Origin of the sequence: Streptomyces lomondensis (genome assembly GCF_014651035.1) — a bacterium.
Classification (GTDB): Bacteria; Actinomycetota; Actinomycetes; order Streptomycetales; family Streptomycetaceae; genus Streptomyces; species Streptomyces lomondensis.
In genome coordinates this window covers 154832-171438 of record NZ_BMWC01000008.1, presented here as the reverse complement: position 1 = coordinate 171438, position 16607 = coordinate 154832, and the positions used below count along the sequence as shown (strand labels likewise).

Annotated in this window: 16 protein-coding genes; 8 read left to right on the top strand and 8 right to left on the bottom strand. The window is 72.9% G+C overall.

Annotated elements, in window-relative coordinates:
• Nucleotides 1–12: 12 nt before the first annotated feature.
• Nucleotides 13–480, bottom strand: coding sequence for a hypothetical protein (locus tag IE255_RS25870; RefSeq protein ID WP_229906588.1), 468 nt, complete (start codon nt 478–480; stop codon nt 13–15).
• Nucleotides 481–850: 370 nt separating this feature from the next.
• Here IE255_RS25870 and IE255_RS25865 point away from each other — a divergent pair, with 370 nt between their 5' ends.
• Nucleotides 851–5143 carry an nSTAND1 domain-containing NTPase gene (locus IE255_RS25865; protein ID WP_372487584.1) on the top strand — a complete coding sequence of 1431 codons (4293 nt, stop codon included), beginning with the start codon at nt 851–853 and terminating at the stop codon, nt 5141–5143.
• Between the two features lie 166 nt (nt 5144–5309).
• Here the strand turns inward: IE255_RS25865 and IE255_RS25860 are convergent, their stop codons facing one another.
• The 5 genes from IE255_RS25860 to IE255_RS25840 are packed head-to-tail and all read right to left on the bottom strand — an operon-like array spanning nt 5310 to nt 8108.
• Nucleotides 5310–5882, bottom strand: coding sequence for a GNAT family N-acetyltransferase (locus tag IE255_RS25860; protein WP_190052763.1), 573 nt, complete (start codon nt 5880–5882; stop codon nt 5310–5312).
• Nucleotides 5883–5922: 40 nt separating this feature from the next.
• On the bottom strand, nt 5923–6150 hold the full coding sequence (locus IE255_RS25855) for a hypothetical protein (RefSeq protein WP_190052762.1): 228 nt from the start codon (nt 6148–6150) through the stop codon (nt 5923–5925).
• A 44-nt stretch (nt 6151–6194) separates the two neighbouring features.
• Complete coding sequence (locus IE255_RS25850) at nt 6195–6734, bottom strand: DinB family protein (protein WP_190052761.1); 540 nt, start codon at nt 6732–6734, stop codon at nt 6195–6197.
• Between the two features lie 9 nt (nt 6735–6743).
• On the bottom strand, nt 6744–7181 hold the full coding sequence (locus IE255_RS25845) for a hypothetical protein (RefSeq protein WP_190052965.1): 438 nt from the start codon (nt 7179–7181) through the stop codon (nt 6744–6746).
• A 60-nt stretch (nt 7182–7241) separates the two neighbouring features.
• Entirely contained in the window at nt 7242–8108 is an 867-nt protein-coding gene (locus tag IE255_RS25840) for a bifunctional DNA primase/polymerase (RefSeq protein WP_190052760.1), read from the bottom strand.
• Between the two features lie 368 nt (nt 8109–8476).
• Between IE255_RS25840 and IE255_RS25835 the strand changes: the two genes are divergently transcribed.
• The 6 genes from IE255_RS25835 to IE255_RS25810 all read left to right on the top strand — a co-directional run bounded on the left by IE255_RS25835 (nt 8477) and on the right by IE255_RS25810 (nt 13899).
• Entirely contained in the window at nt 8477–8797 is a 321-nt protein-coding gene (locus tag IE255_RS25835; protein ID WP_190052759.1) for a hypothetical protein, read from the top strand.
• A 162-nt stretch (nt 8798–8959) separates the two neighbouring features.
• On the top strand, nt 8960–9874 hold the full coding sequence (locus tag IE255_RS25830) for a bifunctional MaoC family dehydratase N-terminal/OB-fold nucleic acid binding domain-containing protein (RefSeq protein ID WP_190052758.1): 915 nt from the start codon (nt 8960–8962) through the stop codon (nt 9872–9874).
• Nucleotides 9871–10254, top strand: coding sequence for a MaoC family dehydratase (locus IE255_RS25825; protein WP_190052757.1), 384 nt, complete (start codon nt 9871–9873; stop codon nt 10252–10254). The genes IE255_RS25830 and IE255_RS25825 overlap by 4 nt, the downstream gene beginning before the upstream one ends.
• Nucleotides 10251–11423: a lipid-transfer protein gene (locus tag IE255_RS25820; RefSeq protein ID WP_190052756.1), complete on the top strand. Its 1173-nt coding sequence runs from the start codon at nt 10251–10253 to the stop codon at nt 11421–11423. The genes IE255_RS25825 and IE255_RS25820 overlap by 4 nt, the downstream gene beginning before the upstream one ends.
• 133 nt (nt 11424–11556) lie before the next feature.
• The gene (locus IE255_RS25815) at nt 11557–12117 is read left to right on the top strand and encodes a SigE family RNA polymerase sigma factor (protein ID WP_190052755.1); all 561 of its coding nucleotides are present in this window, start codon (nt 11557–11559) and stop codon (nt 12115–12117) included.
• Between the two features lie 102 nt (nt 12118–12219).
• Entirely contained in the window at nt 12220–13899 is a 1680-nt protein-coding gene (locus tag IE255_RS25810) for a long-chain fatty acid--CoA ligase (protein ID WP_190052754.1), read from the top strand.
• Between the two features lie 45 nt (nt 13900–13944).
• Here IE255_RS25810 and IE255_RS25805 read toward each other — a convergent pair whose 3' ends face one another.
• Together IE255_RS25805 and IE255_RS25800 are read right to left on the bottom strand one after the other, a co-directional pair.
• A complete protein-coding gene (locus IE255_RS25805) occupies nt 13945–14502 on the bottom strand; it encodes a hypothetical protein (protein WP_190052753.1) in 558 nt (185 codons plus the stop codon).
• 135 nt (nt 14503–14637) lie between these two features.
• The gene (locus IE255_RS25800) at nt 14638–15849 is read right to left on the bottom strand and encodes an MFS transporter (protein WP_190052752.1); all 1212 of its coding nucleotides are present in this window, start codon (nt 15847–15849) and stop codon (nt 14638–14640) included.
• 129 nt (nt 15850–15978) lie between these two features.
• Between IE255_RS25800 and IE255_RS25795 the strand changes: the two genes are divergently transcribed.
• Nucleotides 15979–16557, top strand: coding sequence for a TetR/AcrR family transcriptional regulator (locus tag IE255_RS25795; protein ID WP_190052751.1), 579 nt, complete (start codon nt 15979–15981; stop codon nt 16555–16557).
• Nucleotides 16558–16607 lie beyond the last annotated feature (50 nt).

The following is a 16607-nucleotide window of genomic DNA, read 5'->3' as shown; positions in this document are numbered from 1 at the left end:
ACCGGCCCGGCCCTAACGTGCGCCGCCGGCCGCCGCCAGCCACTGGGCGACCCGGCGTACGGCGGCCTCGTCGAGCCGTTCGACCAGGGCCTGGACGGTCGTGTCGTCCTCGGGGGAGAGGTCGTGGAGGCCCGCCTGGTTCAGGCCGGCCATGAGGACCTGATGGCGGCGGCCGGTCATCCGCTCCGCCAGTTTGTTCGATTCGCTGGGTGTGGCCTCGGGGGCGGACCGGGGTGCGGCCGCCTGCTTGAGGGGGGCGTCGAAGAGGTGCCATCCACCGTCCTTCGGCCCCCACAGGGCGGCGGTCACCTCGTCGCCGCGCGCCCGCAGGGTCTGGGTCATCTCCCCGAGCGCGTACAGCACCGGCTGGCGATGGGGCGACTCCGCCGCCGTCCGCCAGGAGCCCTCGGTCGGCCGGTGGAACATCGCCACCCAGCGCGGAGCGCCCTGCGGCTGTGGGCTCTCGGGACGTGACTCCACTGCGCTCACCCCTGTACTTCGCTCCGGAAGCGGTACGGCAGGCCGACCATAGCTGACGGGTCGTCAGTTATCCAGGGCGGGAGAGCGGCGGCCGCGGGGTTGGGGGGCGCACGCCACCGGGGAGGATCACCACGTCGTCCGGCACCGGTCCCTCCCCTCGTGGGGACCGGTGCCGGACGGTGGAGCTACCGTCGTCCGGCTCGGATGGAACTCGGATGGAAGCTGACCGGATGGGTGCGCTGCTGCGTCCGGATCCTGCCATTCCTGGCCATGGAGGGGGAGGTTCCGAGGCTTTGCGGAGGGCATTACCGCAGGTCAGCCATATAGAGTGAGTTTTCCGGTCCGGACGTCCAGGCGCGGGAAGTGAGGAGTGGAAACCTTGAGTTCCGACTCGGGGGCACGCACCGCCTTCGCAGAACGCCTCGCACTGCTGTACAAGGAAGCCGGCAACCCTCCACTCAAACGTGTGTCCGAAGCGGTCGGGCGGCTCCAGCGGGTCGACGAACGCGGGCGGCCCGTGCGGGTGTCCGCCCAGCGCATCAGCGACTGGCGGCGGGCCCGGAACGTACCCGCGCAGTTCCCCGCCCTCGCGGCGGTGCTGCACGTGCTGATCCCCGAGGCGCGGCGCGAGCGGCCCACGCCGGTGTCCCCGGGCCTGTACGACCTCGGCCAGTGGCAGCGGCTGTGGGAACGCGCGGTGGCCGACCCGGTCGGCGAGCGTCCTGCCGCGTCCCCGGAACAGGAGCAGGATCCGGCCGAGGCCCCGGCCGCGCCCGGCGGGGTGTGCCCGTACCGGGGGCTGGCCTCCTACCGCCGGGAGGACGCCCGGTGGTTCTTCGGCCGGGAGCGGAGCACGGACGCGCTCGTCGCCCAGTTGCGGGCCGTGGCGGAGACGGGCGGCCTGGTCATGCTCGTCGGCGCGTCGGGGGCGGGGAAGTCGTCGCTGCTGAACGCCGGTCTGGTGCCCGCGCTGCGGGACGGCGCGCTGGGCGGCGACGACGGTGACGACGACGGTGGCGACGGCGGCGGTCGGGCCCGGGAAGTGGTGCAGCTCGTTCCGGGCGCCGATCCGATGGCCGAGCTGGCCCGGTGCATCCCCGAGCTGGGGCCGGTCGTGTCGGCACCGGTCCGACCCGGGGCAGAGGGGACGCCTGCCGGAGAGACGACTGCAAGAGAGAGGGACGGCGTCCCGTCCGCGGCCGGACCGGCGCCGGAGAATCCCGCCGCCGACCCCACGGCCGTAAAGCCCGACCCCGCGGCCCCAACACCCGGCCCCACGGCCCTGAACCCCGGCCCCACGGCCGTAAAGCCCGGCCCCCCGGCCGTAAAGCCCGGCGCTCAGCCCCGCGCGGAAGCGGCGGCCACTTCCCCCCGCGCGGAAGCGGTCACTCCGCCCCGCTCGGACGCCGCCGCTCCGCCCCGCGCCGAAGCGGTCCGCGCCGCCGTCACCGCCTGGGCCCGCCGCGCGGCGCCCACCGCCGCCCGGCCGGTCGTCATCGTGGACCAGTTCGAGGAGACGTTCACCCTCTGCCCCGACGAGGCGGACCGGCGTGCCTTCATCGAGGTCCTGCACGCCGCCTGCTCACCCGCCGGCCCCGGCGAACCGGCCCCGGCGGTGGTGGTCCTGGGCATCCGGGCCGACTTCTACGAGCAGTGCCTCCGATACCCCGAACTGGCCGACGCGCTCCAGCACCGGCACATGGTGCTCGGGCCGCTCACCACCGCCGAGCTGCGCGAGGCGGTGACCGGCCCGGCCAAGGCCGTCGGGCTGGAGCTGGAACCGGGCCTGGCCGAGCTGATCGTCCGGGAGGTGAGCGCCGACGGCCCGCGCGGGGCGCACGACGCCGGGGTGCTGCCACTGCTGTCGCACGCCCTGCTCGCCACCTGGCAGCGCAGGAAGGCGGGCCGGCTGACGCTCGCCGGCTACCGCGCGGCCGGCGGCATCCAGGGCGCGGTCGCGGCGACCGCCGAACGGGCCTGGACCGGCCTCGACCCGGCGGCGCGCACGGCGGCCCGGCTGCTCCTGCTCAGGCTGGTCCGGCTGGGCGAGGACACCCAGGCCACGCGCCGGCGCGGGACCCGGCGCCAGCTGGCGGAGGAGTCGACCGACCCCGGCAAGACCGAGGAGTCCCTGGAGGCGCTGGTCCGCGCCCGGCTGGTGACGCTCGACGCGGAGACCGTGGAGATCACCCACGAGGCGTTGCTGCACGCCTGGCCGCGCCTGCGGGACTGGATCGACGAGGACCGGCAGGGCAACCTGCTGCGCCAGCGCCTGGAGGAGGACGGCCGGGCCTGGGAGGAGTCGGACCGCGACACCTCGCTGCTCTACCGGGGCTCCCGGCTGGAACAGGCCCATGCCTGGGCGAGATCCGCCGGGGACAGGTTCCTGACCCGGAGCGCGGTGGAGTTCCTGGCCGCCTCGGTCAGGCTGCGCAGACGCGTCATCTGGATCAGCCGGGGCGCGGTGGCGGCGCTGGTGGCGCTGGCGGTGCTGGCCGCCGGGACGGCCGTCGTCGCCTGGAAGCAGCGGGACGACGCGGTGTTCGAGCAGGTGCTCGCGCAGGCCGACCGCGTCCAGGACACGGATCCGTCGCTGTCCGCGCAGCTCGACCTGGTGGCACACCGGCTGCGGCCGGACGACAAGGGCGCGAACAGCCGCCTGCTCTCCGTCGTGAACGCCCCGCTGGCCACGCCCCTGCCCGGGCACACGGGCGCCGTCTACCTCACGACGTTCAGCCCGGACGGCCGGACCCTGGCCACCGCCAGCTACGACCGGACGGTCCGGCTGTGGAACGTGGCCGACCCCAGGCGTCCGAGTCCCCTGGGCAAGCCGCTCACCGGCCACACGAGCTGGGTGAGCAGCGCGATCTTCAGCCCGGACGGCCGTACGCTCGCGAGCGCCTCCGACGACGGCACGATCCGGCTGTGGGACGTGACCAGCCCTGGCCGCCCGCAGTCGCTCGGCCGGCCCCTGACCGGCCACGACGGCACGATCTACCTGATCGCCTTCAGCCCGGACGGGCGCACGCTGGCCTCCGCCGCCGAGGACCACACCGTCCGGCTCTGGGACGTGGCCGACCCGCGGCGGCCGCGGGCGCTCGGCGAGCCGCTGACCGGGCACACGGCCGCGGTGCGCTCGGTGGCGTTCAGCCCGGACGGCCGGACGCTGGCGGCGGGCGGCGACGACGGCACGATCCGGCTGTGGGACGTGACCGAGCCCGGGCGTCCGGCGCCGGTCGGCAGGCCGCTGACCGGGCACAGCGCCCTCGTGCACTCCGTGGCCTTCAGCCCCGACGGCCGGACGCTCGCCAGCGGCGGTGAGGACAACACCGTCCGGCTGTGGAACATGGCCGATCCGCACCACCCGGAACAGATCGGAGCGCCGCTCACCGGCCACACCGGCCCGATCTGGTCGGTCGCCTTCAGCCCCGACGGGAACATGCTCGCCGCCGCCAGCGCGGACAGCACCGCGAGTCTGTGGAAGGTCAGTGATCCGGAGTACCCGTCGCAGGTCGGCGGTCCCCTGGCGGGAAGCAGCGGCGAGATGTACGCGCTCGGCTTCAGCCCCGACGGGCGCACCCTCGCCACCGGCACGGGCGACAACAAGGTCCGCCTGTGGGCGCTGCCGACCTCGGACATGACCGGCCGGACCGGGACGTTCCGCCCGGACGGGCGGGTGCTCGCGACAGCGGGGCGGGACGGCCGGGTCCGGCTGTGGGACGTGCGCAAGCCCGGCAGGCCGGTGCCGATGGGCGAGCCGTTCCGGCCGGGGAAGGGCGACGTACGCTCCCTGGAGTTCTCCCCGGACGGCCGCACCCTCGCGGCGGTGACGGGCAACCGGGCCGTGCAGCTGTGGAACCTCAGCGATCCGGAACGCCCTGTTCCATACGGGTCCCCGCTTCCCCTGCGCATCCGGTACGCCGACCCGCTGGCGTTCAGCCCGGACGGGCACACCCTGGCCACCGCCCACGACGACCGCACCATCCAGCTCTGGGACATCGGCGACCCGACCCGGCCCCGGGCCCTCGGCGCTCCCCTCACCGGGCACAAGGGCTACGTCAACTTCCTCGTCTTCAGCCCGGACGGCCGGACGCTCGCCAGCGGCAGCGCGGACGGCACCATCCGGCTGTGGAACGCGGCCGACCCCGGCCGGGTCACCCTGTTCGGCACACCCCTCAGAGGCCATCTCGGAGCCGTCAACTCCCTCGCCTTCAGCCGCGACGGCAGAACGCTCGCCAGCGCCGGCGACGACAGCTCCGTCCGCCTTTGGGACGTCACGGACCCCGCCGGCGCGTCCGAACAGGCGCGCCTCACCGGTCACACGGAAGCGGTGGTGTCCCTGACGTTCAGCCGGGACGGGCGCACCCTGGCGAGCGGCGGCAACGACAGCACCGTCCGGCTGTGGAACGTCTCCGACCCCTCCCGGGCCACCGCGATCGGCCAGTCGATGAGCCCCAGCGCCAAGACCGGCAACTACCTGTCGTTCAGCCCGAACAGCCACATGCTGGCCGTGTCGAGCGGCGCCGACACCATCCGGATCTGGAACCTGGACGTCGACCAGGCCGTACGCCGCGTCTGCTCGATGACCCGGGGCGTGCTGACGCCGGACACCTGGAGCGAGTACCTGCCCCGGCTCTCGTACGACCCGCCGTGCGCCGGCTGACGGGAGGCATGTGCACAACAGGCCGAACTGTCACGGGAGTTGAGTGATACGAGTCACAACGCCGACTTCCTGACGGATGGTCGGCTCGCGCTGGGCAAGCGCTTGTTACCCTTGGCCATAGCTCGACCGCTGGTGCATCCCCCGTCGCCAGCGGTCGAGCCTTTTCTCAGCGCAGGTCCAGGCGCATCAGGACCCGGGGATGGCCGGCCAGGACCGAGGTGGTGGGCGCCGCGTAGGCGAAGCCGGCGCGTTCGAAGTTCTTCCGCAGGCCGGCGTAGGCCATGGTCAGGTCGACCTTGGCGTCGCCGTTGTCGAGGGGGTAGGCCTCGACCGCCGGTGCGCCGTGGGCGCGGGCGAACTCCACCGCGCCGGCGATGAGGGCGTGCGAGATGCCCTGCTTGCGGTGACCGGGGCGGACCCGGACGCACCACAGCGACCAGACGGGCAGGTCGTCGACGTGCGGGATCTTGCGGTTGCGGGCGAAGGAGGTGTCCGCGCGCGGAGCGACGGCGGCCCAGCCGACCGGTTCGTCACCGTCGTAGGCGAGCACGCCGGGGGGCGGGTCCGCGCGGCACAGCTCGGCGACGTACGCGCCGCGGGCCTCGCCGCGCAGTTCGTTGTTGAGCTTGGAGGGGATCCGGTAGCTCAGGCACCAGCAGACGTTCGCGGTCGGCGACTTCGGGCCGAGCACGGCACGGACGTCCTCGAAGTCCGTGGCGGGGCGAACGTCGATGCTCATGCCCCCACGATGGCACGCGCCGCGCGGCCCCGCCGCTCGGTCAGGCCTTCCGCGGCGGGGACACGGTCTGGCTGAACGCGTTGTAGAACGGCTGGGCCATGCCGGCGAGGGCCGAGGCGCCCTGCGCGAACGGCGTGAGCGGATCGATCGAACCCGACCGGCTGCCGCCGCCTCCGCCGCCCTCGGCGGCCTGGGCGGGCGAGCCGGCCTGGAGAACGACGAGAGCGACGAGCAGCACGGCGGCACGGGAGAGCAGACGAGATCGCATGCCCGCTTCAACGAACTGCTTTGTCGCTGGTCACAGGCTTGCGGTTAGTGATTTTGACGTACCGCCGAGGCCGCCCTCAGCATGCGCAGCTGGCCGATCTCGCTGACGTTCTTCGTCAGTTCCGTGTTCACCCAGGCCGCCATGTGCGCGACCGTGTACTGAGGGTCGTCGGGCACGGGGAACCCGGCCGGGGCGTCCAGGCCGGTGTCCGTGAGGTCGTCCAGGACCGTCAGCCACTGCGTGCGCAGGCCGCGCAGCCACTCGACGGTCGGCTCGCCCGCGCCGGGCCATACGACGTCCGTGCGGTCGCGGGGCGGGCGGCCCTGCGCGTGGTCGAGGGTGACGCTCCACCACCACCCGATGTGCCAGCTCACCCAGGCGACGGTGGGCACGGGCACGGGGTCCGGCTCGGTGTCCGCCCAGTCCGGCACCCAGCTGCCGTCGGCGGACCGGCGCATGGTCCAGACGAGCGGCGCGGGCTCCCAGAGGAAGTCCTCCGGCTCCAGCCGCTCCAGGTGGTACTCGAACAGGGACCAGGTCAACTCGAACTGCGCGCGCAGCAGTTCCGTACGGGAGACGCTCATCGGACGACCCTACGCAGGCGCCCGGGTGTCCCGGGCCAGTCCCGGCCAGTCGAGGTCCCGCAGCGCCTGCTCCGGGCCGCACCCCGACGGCAGGTGCGGCGCGGACTGGAACCAGAGGACGGTGAGCCGGGAGCGGTACGCGACCGGGTCGTGGGCCGGGTCGAGGGCCGTGGAGTGGAACGTGCCGAGGCAGGCCACGGCGGGCAGCACCTCGACGGGCCCGAGGCCGCCCGCGTACTGGTCGGGATACTCGCGCGGCGGCGGGACGAGATGCACCGGCGTGCCGGGGTGGGCCCGCTCGGCGGCCCGCAGCAGGCCGCGGATCCGCAGGTCGTTCACCGTCTTGCAGGGATAGCCCTCCCGCAGGTCGCCGTACGTCGACGTGAACCGCAGGTCGGCGAGATCCACCGGGCGGCCGGAGGCCAGGAGGAGGCGGGCGAGCGCCAGGGCCGGCGGTTTGGCGTGCGGTGCATGGGGGTCTTTCGGTGCTCGTGGACGGGGTCCGGCTCACGGCCGGTGCCCCGTCAGCCGTGCCGCCGAGGCGATCGTCGCCCGGGCCTCCCGTTCGGACAGGCCGGTGTTCAGGGCCGCCTCGACCAGGGGGTCCACGAGCGCGGGGCCGATGCCGTCCTCGTAGGCGCGGCAGGCCGCCCAGAACAGGCGGGTGTTGCGCTGGCCCTCGTGGGCGGCGAGCACGAACTGGACCAGGCCCTGGCCGTGTCCGCCGGCCGACGGGGGCGTGGGGTGGTGGGCGCGGGGCGGCGGGAGCAGCAGGCGCAGCAGGGAGCGCGGGCAGCGGGCGGGGGGCAGGTGCGCGGTGCCGGGCGCGGCGGCGTACACGCCCTGGCCCGTGCGGGAGCCCGGGCCGACGAGGTAGCCGCCGGCGCCCCGGATGTCGATGCCGGGGGCGAGGCGGCCCGCCGAGTTGGGGACCACCACGTCGGGCGGGCCGCTGAGCCACAGGTGACGCCCGCCGGACGGGGTCAGCACCACCACGGTCGGGGGGATGGTGAACAGGTGCCGCAGGGCCAGCTCGCGCAGGGCGGCCGAGGAGTCCGTGCCGGTCTTCACGTCCAGGTCGATGCCGATCAGGTGGTGCGGGGGCAGGCCGCAGGCGATGCCGTAGCCGCTCGCCCAGGGCGCCGCGGCGAACAGTTCGCGGATGCGGGCCGGGTCGCTGGAGGCGTCGTACACCCCGTGGCCGAGGCGGCCGCACTCGCCGTGGCAGGGGGACGGGGCGGGGTCGTCGCGGTGCGGGGAGCGCAGCGCCGGGAGCTTGGTGCGGGACAGGGGGATGACGGCCAGTCCGCGTTCGGCGGCTGACAGGGCGTGTGCGAGGGCCAGCGTCGTGGCCTGCCGGTCGGTGGTGGCCATGCTCCTAGTTTCGTACGTACGTTCGAAAAAGGAAAGAGGGAGCGGGTGCGACGCGCCGGGGCGGAGTGCCGTCGGGGAAAAGTGCTGGAACGCTTCGGCCCTTGCGGCACCTGGGTTCGAACGCCCCCTTGTGCCCCCGTCCGGGACGGAAGTGACGCAAAGGGGTTTATCGACTTGTCATCACGCTTGAGAGCGAATAGCGGCTTTCGGGGTGGTTCGCCGGGGATTCGGTGGGCAACTCTGGACTCGCGACGTCGAGCACCGCACCGGGGCGGCCGGCCAACTTCCCTGGTGGCAGCAGTACTTCACGCACAGACGGCCATAAGTCGGTGCGTCCTCGGTTCTGAAGTCCTGGAGGGACAAGAAACATGGCAAGTCTCCGTACCGCCCGCGTCATCGCAGCCGTCTCCGCCCTGCCGCTCGCAGCCGCTCTCTTCACCGGTGTTGCGACGGCGGACAACGGCGCCTTCGCGGACAACGGTTCGATCGCGTCCGCCACGGAGGCCGAGCAGGGCCTCATCGGCGGAGTCGGCGGCGACAACTTCGGCAACTCGGCCACCACCCAGCAGCAGGCCGTCGGCGACGGCGCCTCGAACCAGAGCAACACCGCCCAGGTCAACGGCTCGGCGTTCACGGCCGTCAACCAGGGCAACGACAACACCGCCGTCAGCTTCGCCCCCCTGTGGTGAGCTGAGCGGGCCGGTGTACCGGCACCGGCCCGTTTCCTGTGGGTGTGCTTCGTGGGGTGACAAGCGCCTGGGCGGCGGTACTTCGGTACCGCCGCCCAGGCGCTTTCCGCGTGCGGCGGACGACCTTGACAGACCCCAATATCTGACGGACAGTCAGAAACTGTGAGCGCTGAGCCCGATGTCCACGAGGAGTTCGACGCGCGCCTGAAGGCCTACGAGGGGCGGCCCGCGGCCGTCACCGGCGTGGGAAAGGACCCCGTCAACGCGCCGATGATCCGCCACTGGTGCGAGGCGATGGGCGACACCCACCCCGCCTACACGGGACCCGACGCGGTGGCCCCGCCCACCATGCTCCAGGTGTGGACGATGGGCGGCCTGTCCGGCCACCCGGGGCGCGCGGCCGCCTACGACGAACTGCTCGGCCTGCTCGACGAGGCGGGCTGCACCGCCGTCGTCGCCACCGACTGCGAGCAGGAGTACCTGCGCCCCCTGCGCCCGGGGGACGAGATCACCTTCGACTCCGTGATCGAGTCGGTGTCGGACCGCAAGACCACGAAGCTGGGCACCGGCTACTTCGTCACGACCCGCACGGACGTCCGCGCGGGCGGCGAACTCGCCGGCACCCACCGCTTCCGCATCCTCAAGTACGCCCCCGCACGCCGACCGGAGAAACCGCGGGAGCGCCGCCCGCGCCCCGTCGTCAACCGCGACAACGCCGGCTTCTGGGAGGGCGTGGCCCGCCACGAGCTGCTGATCCAGCGCTGCACCGCCTGCCGCGCCCTGCGCTTCCCCTGGCTGCCGGGGTGCAACGGCTGCGGCTCCCCGGACTGGGACACCGTCGAGGCGAGCGGCGAGGGCACGGTCTACTCGTACGTCGTCATGCACCACCCGCCCTTCCCGGCCTTCGAGCCTCCTTACGCGGTCGGACTGATCGAGCTCGCCGAGGGTGTGCGGATCGTCAGCAACGTGGTCGGGGTGCCGTACGACAAGGTGCGGATCGGCATGCCGGTGCGGCTGGAGTTCCGGCGCTACGACGAGGAGCTGGTGCTGCCGGTCTTCCAGGGGGTGGCGCCGTGAACGCCGGCGACCGCCTTCCGCCGCTGGAGATCCCCATCACCCGCACCCTGATCGTCACCGGGGCGATCGCCTCCCGCGACTACCAGGACGTCCACCACGACCCGGAGCTCGCCCGGCAGAAGGGCTCCCCCGACATCTTCATGAACATCCTGACGACCAACGGCCTGGTCGGCCGCTACGTCACCGGCCACTTCGGCCCCCGGGCGGAGCTGCGCCGGGTGGCCATCCGGCTCGGCGCGCCCAACCACCCCGGCGACACGATGGTGCTGACGGGCACGGTCGAGGAGGTCGACGGCGACACGGCGACGGTCCGGATCGTCGGCGTCAACGGCATCGGCCGGCACGTCACCGGCACGGTCACCGTGCGGGTCCCGGCATGAGCCTGAGAAGCCGGGACGGTCTCGGCGGGCGCGCGGCCGTCGTCGGCATCGGGGCCACCGAGTTCTCCAAGGACTCGGGCCGCAGCGAACTGCGCCTCGCCGTCGAGGCGGTGCGCGCGGCCCTCGCGGACGCCGGGCTGACACCGGCCGACGTCGACGGGATGGTCACCTTCACCATGGACACCAGCCCCGAGATCACCGTCGCCCAGGCGGCGGGCATCGGCGAGCTCTCCTTCTTCTCCCGGATCCACTACGGCGGCGGAGCGGCCTGCGCCACCGTCCAGCAGGCCGCCCTCGCGATCGCCGCGGGCGTGGCGGACGTGGTCGTCTGCTACCGGGCGTTCAACGAGCGCTCCGGCCGCCGCTTCGGCTCCGGGGTGCGGCACCGGGAGCCGACGGCGGAGGGCGCGGCGCTCGGCTGGTCGCTGCCGTTCGGACTGCTCACCCCCGCCTCGTGGGTGGCGATGGCGGCCCAGCGGTACCTCCACACCTACGGGCTGACCCCGGAGGCGTTCGGGCACGTGGCCGTCGTCGACCGCAAGCACGCGGCGACCAACCCGGCGGCGTACTTCCACGGCCGGCCCATCACCCTCGCCGACCACGCCGCCTCCCGCTGGATCGTCGAGCCGCTCAGGCTGCTCGACTGCTGCCAGGAGACGGACGGCGGACAGGCGCTCGTCGTCACCTCCGTCGAACGGGCCCGCGACCTGCCGCACCGGCCGGCCGTGATCACGGCGGCCGCCCAGGGCGCGGGACGCGCGCAGGAGCAGATGACAAGCTTCTACCGGGACGACCTCACCGGCCTGCCCGAGACGGCGGTGGTGGCCCGACAGCTGTGGCGCACCTCGGGGCTCGCACCGGCCGACATCGACGTGGGCATCCTCTACGACCACTTCACGCCGTTCGTGCTCACGCAGCTGGAGGAGTTCGGCTTCTGCGGCCCCGGCGAGGCACCCGACTTCGTGGCCGAGGAGCGGCTGCCGCTCAACACGCACGGCGGGCAGCTGGGGGAGGCGTACCTGCACGGCATGAACGGGATCGCGGAGGCCGTCCGGCAGCTCAGGGGGACGGCGGTGAACCAGGTGCCGGGGGCGGAACGGGTCCTGGTGACGGCCGGGACGGGCGTGCCTACGTCGGGGCTCGTCCTGACCGCCGGCCCCCAGGGGTGATCCCGCAGTACCCCGGGCCCTGCGCTCCACCTACAGGAGGTGCAGTCAGCCCCACCCCTACAACCTGAGGGGGACACCGCTTCGGGACCTGCGGCCGATCCGCTCGGCAGGGCGCCGCTCATAGCGTTGAGCCATGACCACACCCGTCTGCACCAGCGCTTCGAAGGCGGCCGCACCAGCGGCGCAGACCCTTCCGTACCCGTCGTTCTCGTCGTACGTCAGGGCCCGCCAGCCGGTGCTGCTGCGTACCGCCCGCTCGCTCACCGGCAACCCGAGCGACGCCGAAGACCTGTTGCAGACCGCGCTCGCCAAGACGTACGTCGCCTGGGAGCGCATCGAGGACCACCGAGCCCTCGACGGCTATGTGCGCCGGGCGCTGCTGAACACGCGGACGTCGCAGTGGCGCAAGCGCAAGGTCGACGAGTTCGCCTGCGACGAGCTGCCCGAGCCGGATCCGGTGCCCGGCGGTGACGACCCGGCCGAGCAGCAGGCGCTGCACGACGCGATGTGGCGGGCGATCATGCGGCTGCCCGCGCGGCAGCGGGCGATGGTAGTCCTCAGGTATTACGAGGACCTCAGCGAGGTCCAGACGGCCGAGGTGCTCGGCGTGTCGGTGGGCACGGTGAAGTCGGCCGTCTCCCGCGCGCTCGGCAAGCTGCGCGAGGACCCTGATCTGGGACTTGTTCGGTCCTGAGCCGAAGCGTGGGCTAACGTCAGCTGATCGATCACCGCCTCCTAGTGACATACCGAGTGGTATGTGCGCAGAATCAGCGCAACCTTTACCACCGCGTAGGCAATGTCGCCCCGGGAGGACGCCGTGCTGAGCACGATGCAGGACGTACCGCTGCTGATCTCGAGGATCCTGACCCACGGGTCGACGATCCACGGTTCATCGCAGGTGACCACGTGGACCGGTGAGGACGAGCCGCACCGCCGCTCCTTCGCGGAGATCGGCGCCCGCGCGGCCCAGCTGGCCCACGCCCTCCGGGAGGACCTCGGCGTCACCGCCGACGAGCGGGTCGCGACGCTGGCCTGGAACAACGCGGAGCATGTGGAGGCCTACTTCGCGATCCCGTCCATGGGCGCGGTCCTGCACACCCTGAACCTCCGCCTCCCGCCCGAGCAGCTGGCCTGGATCGTCAACCACGCCGCCGACCGCGTGATCATCGCCAACGGTTCGCTGCTCCCCCTGCTCGCCCCGCTGCTGCCGCACCTGAAGACCGTCGAGCACGTGGTCGTGACGGGCCCCGGAGACCGCTCCCTGCTCGCGGACGCGACCGCGCGGGTGCACGAGTACGAGGACCTGCTCGCCGGGAAGCCGACCTCCTACGACTGGCCCGAGCTGGACGAGCGCCAGGCCGCCGCCATGTGCTACACCTCCGGCACCACCGGCGACCCCAAGGGCGTGGTCTACAGCCACCGCTCCATCTATCTGCACTCCATGCAGGTCAACATGGCCCAGTCGATGGGCCTGACCGACCAGGACACCTCGCTGGTCGTGGTCCCGCAATTCCACGTGAACGCGTGGGGGCTGCCGCACGCCACCTTCATGACCGGCGTGAACATGCTGATGCCGGACCGCTTCCTCCAGCCGGCCCCCCTCGCCGCGATGATCGAGAGCGAGAAGCCGACCCACGCGGCGGCCGTCCCGACCATCTGGCAGGGCCTGCTCGCCGAGCTGACCGCGCACCCCCGGGACGTCTCCTCCCTCACCCAGGTCACGATCGGCGGCTCGGCCTGTCCGCCGTCGCTGATGGAGGCCTTCGACAAGCTGGGCATGCGGGTCTGCCACGCCTGGGGCATGACGGAGACGTCCCCGCTCGGCACGGTCGCCCGTCCGCCGGCCGGCGTGGTCGGCACGGAGGAGGAGTTCGCCTACCGCCTCACCCAGGGCCGCTTCCCGGCCGGCGTCGAGGCCCGCCTGACCGGCCCCGGCGGCGAACGCCTCCCCTGGGACGGCGAGTCGGCCGGCGAGCTGGAGGTCCGCGGCCCCTGGATCGCGGGCGCCTACTACAACGGCCCCGACGCCGACCCCCTGCGCCCCGCCGACAAGTTCAGCGAGGACGGCTGGCTGAAGACGGGAGACGTCGGCACCATCTCCCCCGACGGCTACCTCACCCTCACCGACCGGGCCAAGGACGTCATCAAGTCCGGCGGCGAGTGGATCTCGTCGGTGGAGCTGGAGAACGCGCTCATGTCCCACCCGGACGTCGCCGAGGCGGCCGTCGTCGCCGTCCCCGACGACAAGTGGGGCGAGCGCCCCCTGGCCACGGTCGTCCTCAAGGAGGGCGCCACCGCCACCTTCGAGACCCTGCGCGCCTTCCTCGCCGACGAGGGCAGGATCGCCAAGTGGCAGCTCCCGGAGCGCTGGACGGTGATCGAGGCAGTGCCGAAGACGAGCGTCGGCAAGTTCGACAAGAAGGTGCTGCGCAGGCAGTACGCGCAGGGCGAGCTGGACGTCACCAGCCTCGGCTGACCCGGCCGGACCCCGACAGCCCCTGGCCACGGCCAGGGGCTCGTCTCATGTCGCACCGTAGGCGAGCCGGATGAACGTGCCCTCGGGGAAACGCAGTTCCATGGTGTGGCTGTGGAAGTAGGGCGAGTGGACCTCGTAGTCGACCAGTTCCTTGTCGAACCAGGCGATGTCGAGGAAGGACGCCTTGTGGCGCTCCCAGAGTTCGATCGACGCCTTCGTGGTGATCAGGTAGAACGTCCGCGAGCGCAGACGCATCACCTCGGACAGGGGGATTCCGTCGAAGGTGGTCTCCGGGGGCAGTGACGCCTCGTCCGCCTCATTGCGGACGAGACCGATGGCGACCACGCGCGCGCTGTGCACGTTCAGCGGCGAGATCGTCTGCCCGCCCAGCCGGTTGTACGTCTTGATGAGCCGGTTCCGCCTCATGTCGGGGATCAGTACGTCACGCACGTACCGGATCGCATGCGAGGCGACGGCGAGGAAGAACAGGACGGCGCCGGTGACGGCGACCCAGGAGATGGCCAGGAGGTAATAGGCGACGCCCAGCCACTGGAAAAGGGCGTAAGCGGCGATCCCGCCGACGATCAAGGCAACCAAGATCACGTCACTGCCCCCGCGGCCGTTGTGTCCGGACCCAGACATACCGCCGTGCGGCCGGGACCGGTCCCGGCCGCACGAGCGCACGGCTGTCATCCGACGGGGCCGGAGGCCGTGCGCGAGACCACCGGCGGCGTCACCTCACCGCCGCGACCAGGTCAGCCCCCACCCCAGCACCAGCCACAGGCCCGCCACCGCGCACACCCCGCCCCAGCCGAAGTGGCTGAAGGCGACGCCCGCGAGGGCCGAGGCGGCCGCGCCGCCCGCGAAACCGGCGACCACATAGGCGGTGTTGGCGGTGGCCGGCGTCGCGGTCGCGGTCAGGGCGAGCGTCTGGTTGGCGACGTGGGAGGCGACCAGCGCCGCGTGGATCAGGACCGCGGCGGCGCACAGCGCCCCCAGCACCTGCCCGCCCAGCCAGAACAGCGGCACGGACACGGCGGCGAGAAGGTACGCGGACCGCACGACCCGCGCCGCGCCGAACCGGTCCACGAGCCCGCCGGCCAACGGCGCCACCGCGGTCGCCGTCAGCCCGAAGAGCCCGAAGAGCCCGGCGGTCGCGGTGGACAGCCCGTACACCGGCCCGGTCAGCAGCAGGGCGAGCGAGGTCCACAGCGCGCTCCACGCACCGAACATCCCGGCCTGCCGCAGGCACGCCCGCCACAGGTCGGGCGAGTGCCGCAGGACCGACGGCAGCGCGGCGAGGCCCGCGAACAGCGGCCCTTCCCGCCGCCGCCGCGACGGCAGGACGGCGGCGGTCGCGAGCCCCAGGACGAGGGTGAGCAGGGCCGCTCCGGCGAACACCCAGCGCCAGCCGAAGGCCTGCCCGGCGAGTCCGCCCAGCACCCGGGCCGCGACGATCCCGGTGAACAGACCCGCGATGACGGCCGCGACATGGCGGGCCCGCCGTTCCGCGGGGGCCCGCTCGGCGACCAGCGGGACGAGCAGCTGCGGGATGACGGTCGCGGCCGAGGCGACGAACACGGCGACCGCGAGGGCGGCGGCGCCCGGGGCGGCCGCACTGGCGGCCAGCGCGACCGTGGTGACGAGCGTGAGCCCGGCGACCAGCCGGCGCCGGTTCGCGCTGTCGCCGAGCGGCGCGAAGAACAGCAGGCCGACCGCGTAGCCGAGCTGGGCGACCGAGGCGATCCAGGCCACGGCCGAGGGGGCCGAGCCGAAGTCGCGGGCCATGAGCGAGAGCAGCGGTGCGGCGAGGTAGATGTTGGCGGCGGTGACCGCGCTGCACACGGCGAGCAGGGTGAGGAAGAGACCGGGGGAGGGCGTGCGCGCGGGCCGCCCCGGGGCCGTGCCGGCCCGGCCGGGCGTGGTCGGGGTGGTGGTCGCTGACGGCATGAGGGAGGACTCCTTGGAGTCGGCTCTAACAACTAACTGGTTGGTTGGATGATGGGGGAACAGTCTGGGACGGTCCGCCATTCCCTGTCAACCAAACAGTTGGTTACCTGGCGCGCTACCCTCTCCCCCATGGCAGCAAGGGACCCCGAGGCCACCAAGGCCCGGATCTTCGAGGCGGCGGTCGCCGAGTTCGCCCGGCACGGCATCGCCGGCGCCCGCATCGACCGCATCGCCGCCGAGGCGAAGGCCAACAAGCAGCTCATCTACGCCTACTTCGGCAACAAGGCGGAGCTGTTCGCGATCGTCCTCGAACGCAAGATGCTCCACCTCGCCGAGGCCGTCCCCGTCGACCCGGACGACCTGGAGAGCTGGATCGACCGCCTGATGGACTACCACGCCGCCCACCCCGAGCTGCTGCGCCTGCTCTTCTGGGAGGGCCTGGAGTACGGCAGCACGGAACTGCCCCACGAGTCCGACCGCCAGGAGCACTACGCCCGCAAGGTCGCCGCCCTCCAGGACGGCCAGGACCGGGGAGTCGTCACCGACGCGATCCCGGCGGCCGACCTGCTGTTCCTGCTGACCGCCCTGGCCAACTGGACCGCCGTCGTGCCGCAGATGCGGCGCATCCTGCTCGGCGACGAGGACACCGACCGGGACCGCCTGCGCGCCTCGGTGAAGGAAGCGGCACGCCGGCTCGCGGCCCGTTAGAGCTGCGACGGCGCGTTGCGCAGTGCCACGGCCCGGAAGAAACGCGGAGC

Excerpts from the sequence above, each read along its gene's own strand:
- IE255_RS25860 (WP_190052763.1), bottom strand. The coding sequence starts at position 5,882 with ATGAGCATCGACGTTCGCCCCGCCACGGACTTCGAGGACGTCCGTGCC.
- IE255_RS25840 (WP_190052760.1), bottom strand. The coding sequence starts at position 8,108 with ATGGCCACCACCGACCGGCAGGCCACGACGCTGGCCCTCGCACACGCC.
- IE255_RS25815 (WP_190052755.1), top strand. The coding sequence starts at position 11,557 with ATGACCACACCCGTCTGCACCAGCGCTTCGAAGGCGGCCGCACCAGCG.
- IE255_RS25835 (WP_190052759.1), top strand. The coding sequence starts at position 8,477 with ATGGCAAGTCTCCGTACCGCCCGCGTCATCGCAGCCGTCTCCGCCCTG.
- IE255_RS25795 (WP_190052751.1), top strand. The coding sequence starts at position 15,979 with ATGGCAGCAAGGGACCCCGAGGCCACCAAGGCCCGGATCTTCGAGGCG.
- IE255_RS25850 (WP_190052761.1), bottom strand. The coding sequence starts at position 6,734 with ATGAGCGTCTCCCGTACGGAACTGCTGCGCGCGCAGTTCGAGTTGACC.
- IE255_RS25820 (WP_190052756.1), top strand. The coding sequence starts at position 10,251 with ATGAGCCTGAGAAGCCGGGACGGTCTCGGCGGGCGCGCGGCCGTCGTC.
- IE255_RS25810 (WP_190052754.1), top strand. The coding sequence starts at position 12,220 with ATGTCGCCCCGGGAGGACGCCGTGCTGAGCACGATGCAGGACGTACCG.
- IE255_RS25855 (WP_190052762.1), bottom strand. The coding sequence starts at position 6,150 with ATGCGATCTCGTCTGCTCTCCCGTGCCGCCGTGCTGCTCGTCGCTCTC.
- IE255_RS25800 (WP_190052752.1), bottom strand. The coding sequence starts at position 15,849 with ATGCCGTCAGCGACCACCACCCCGACCACGCCCGGCCGGGCCGGCACG.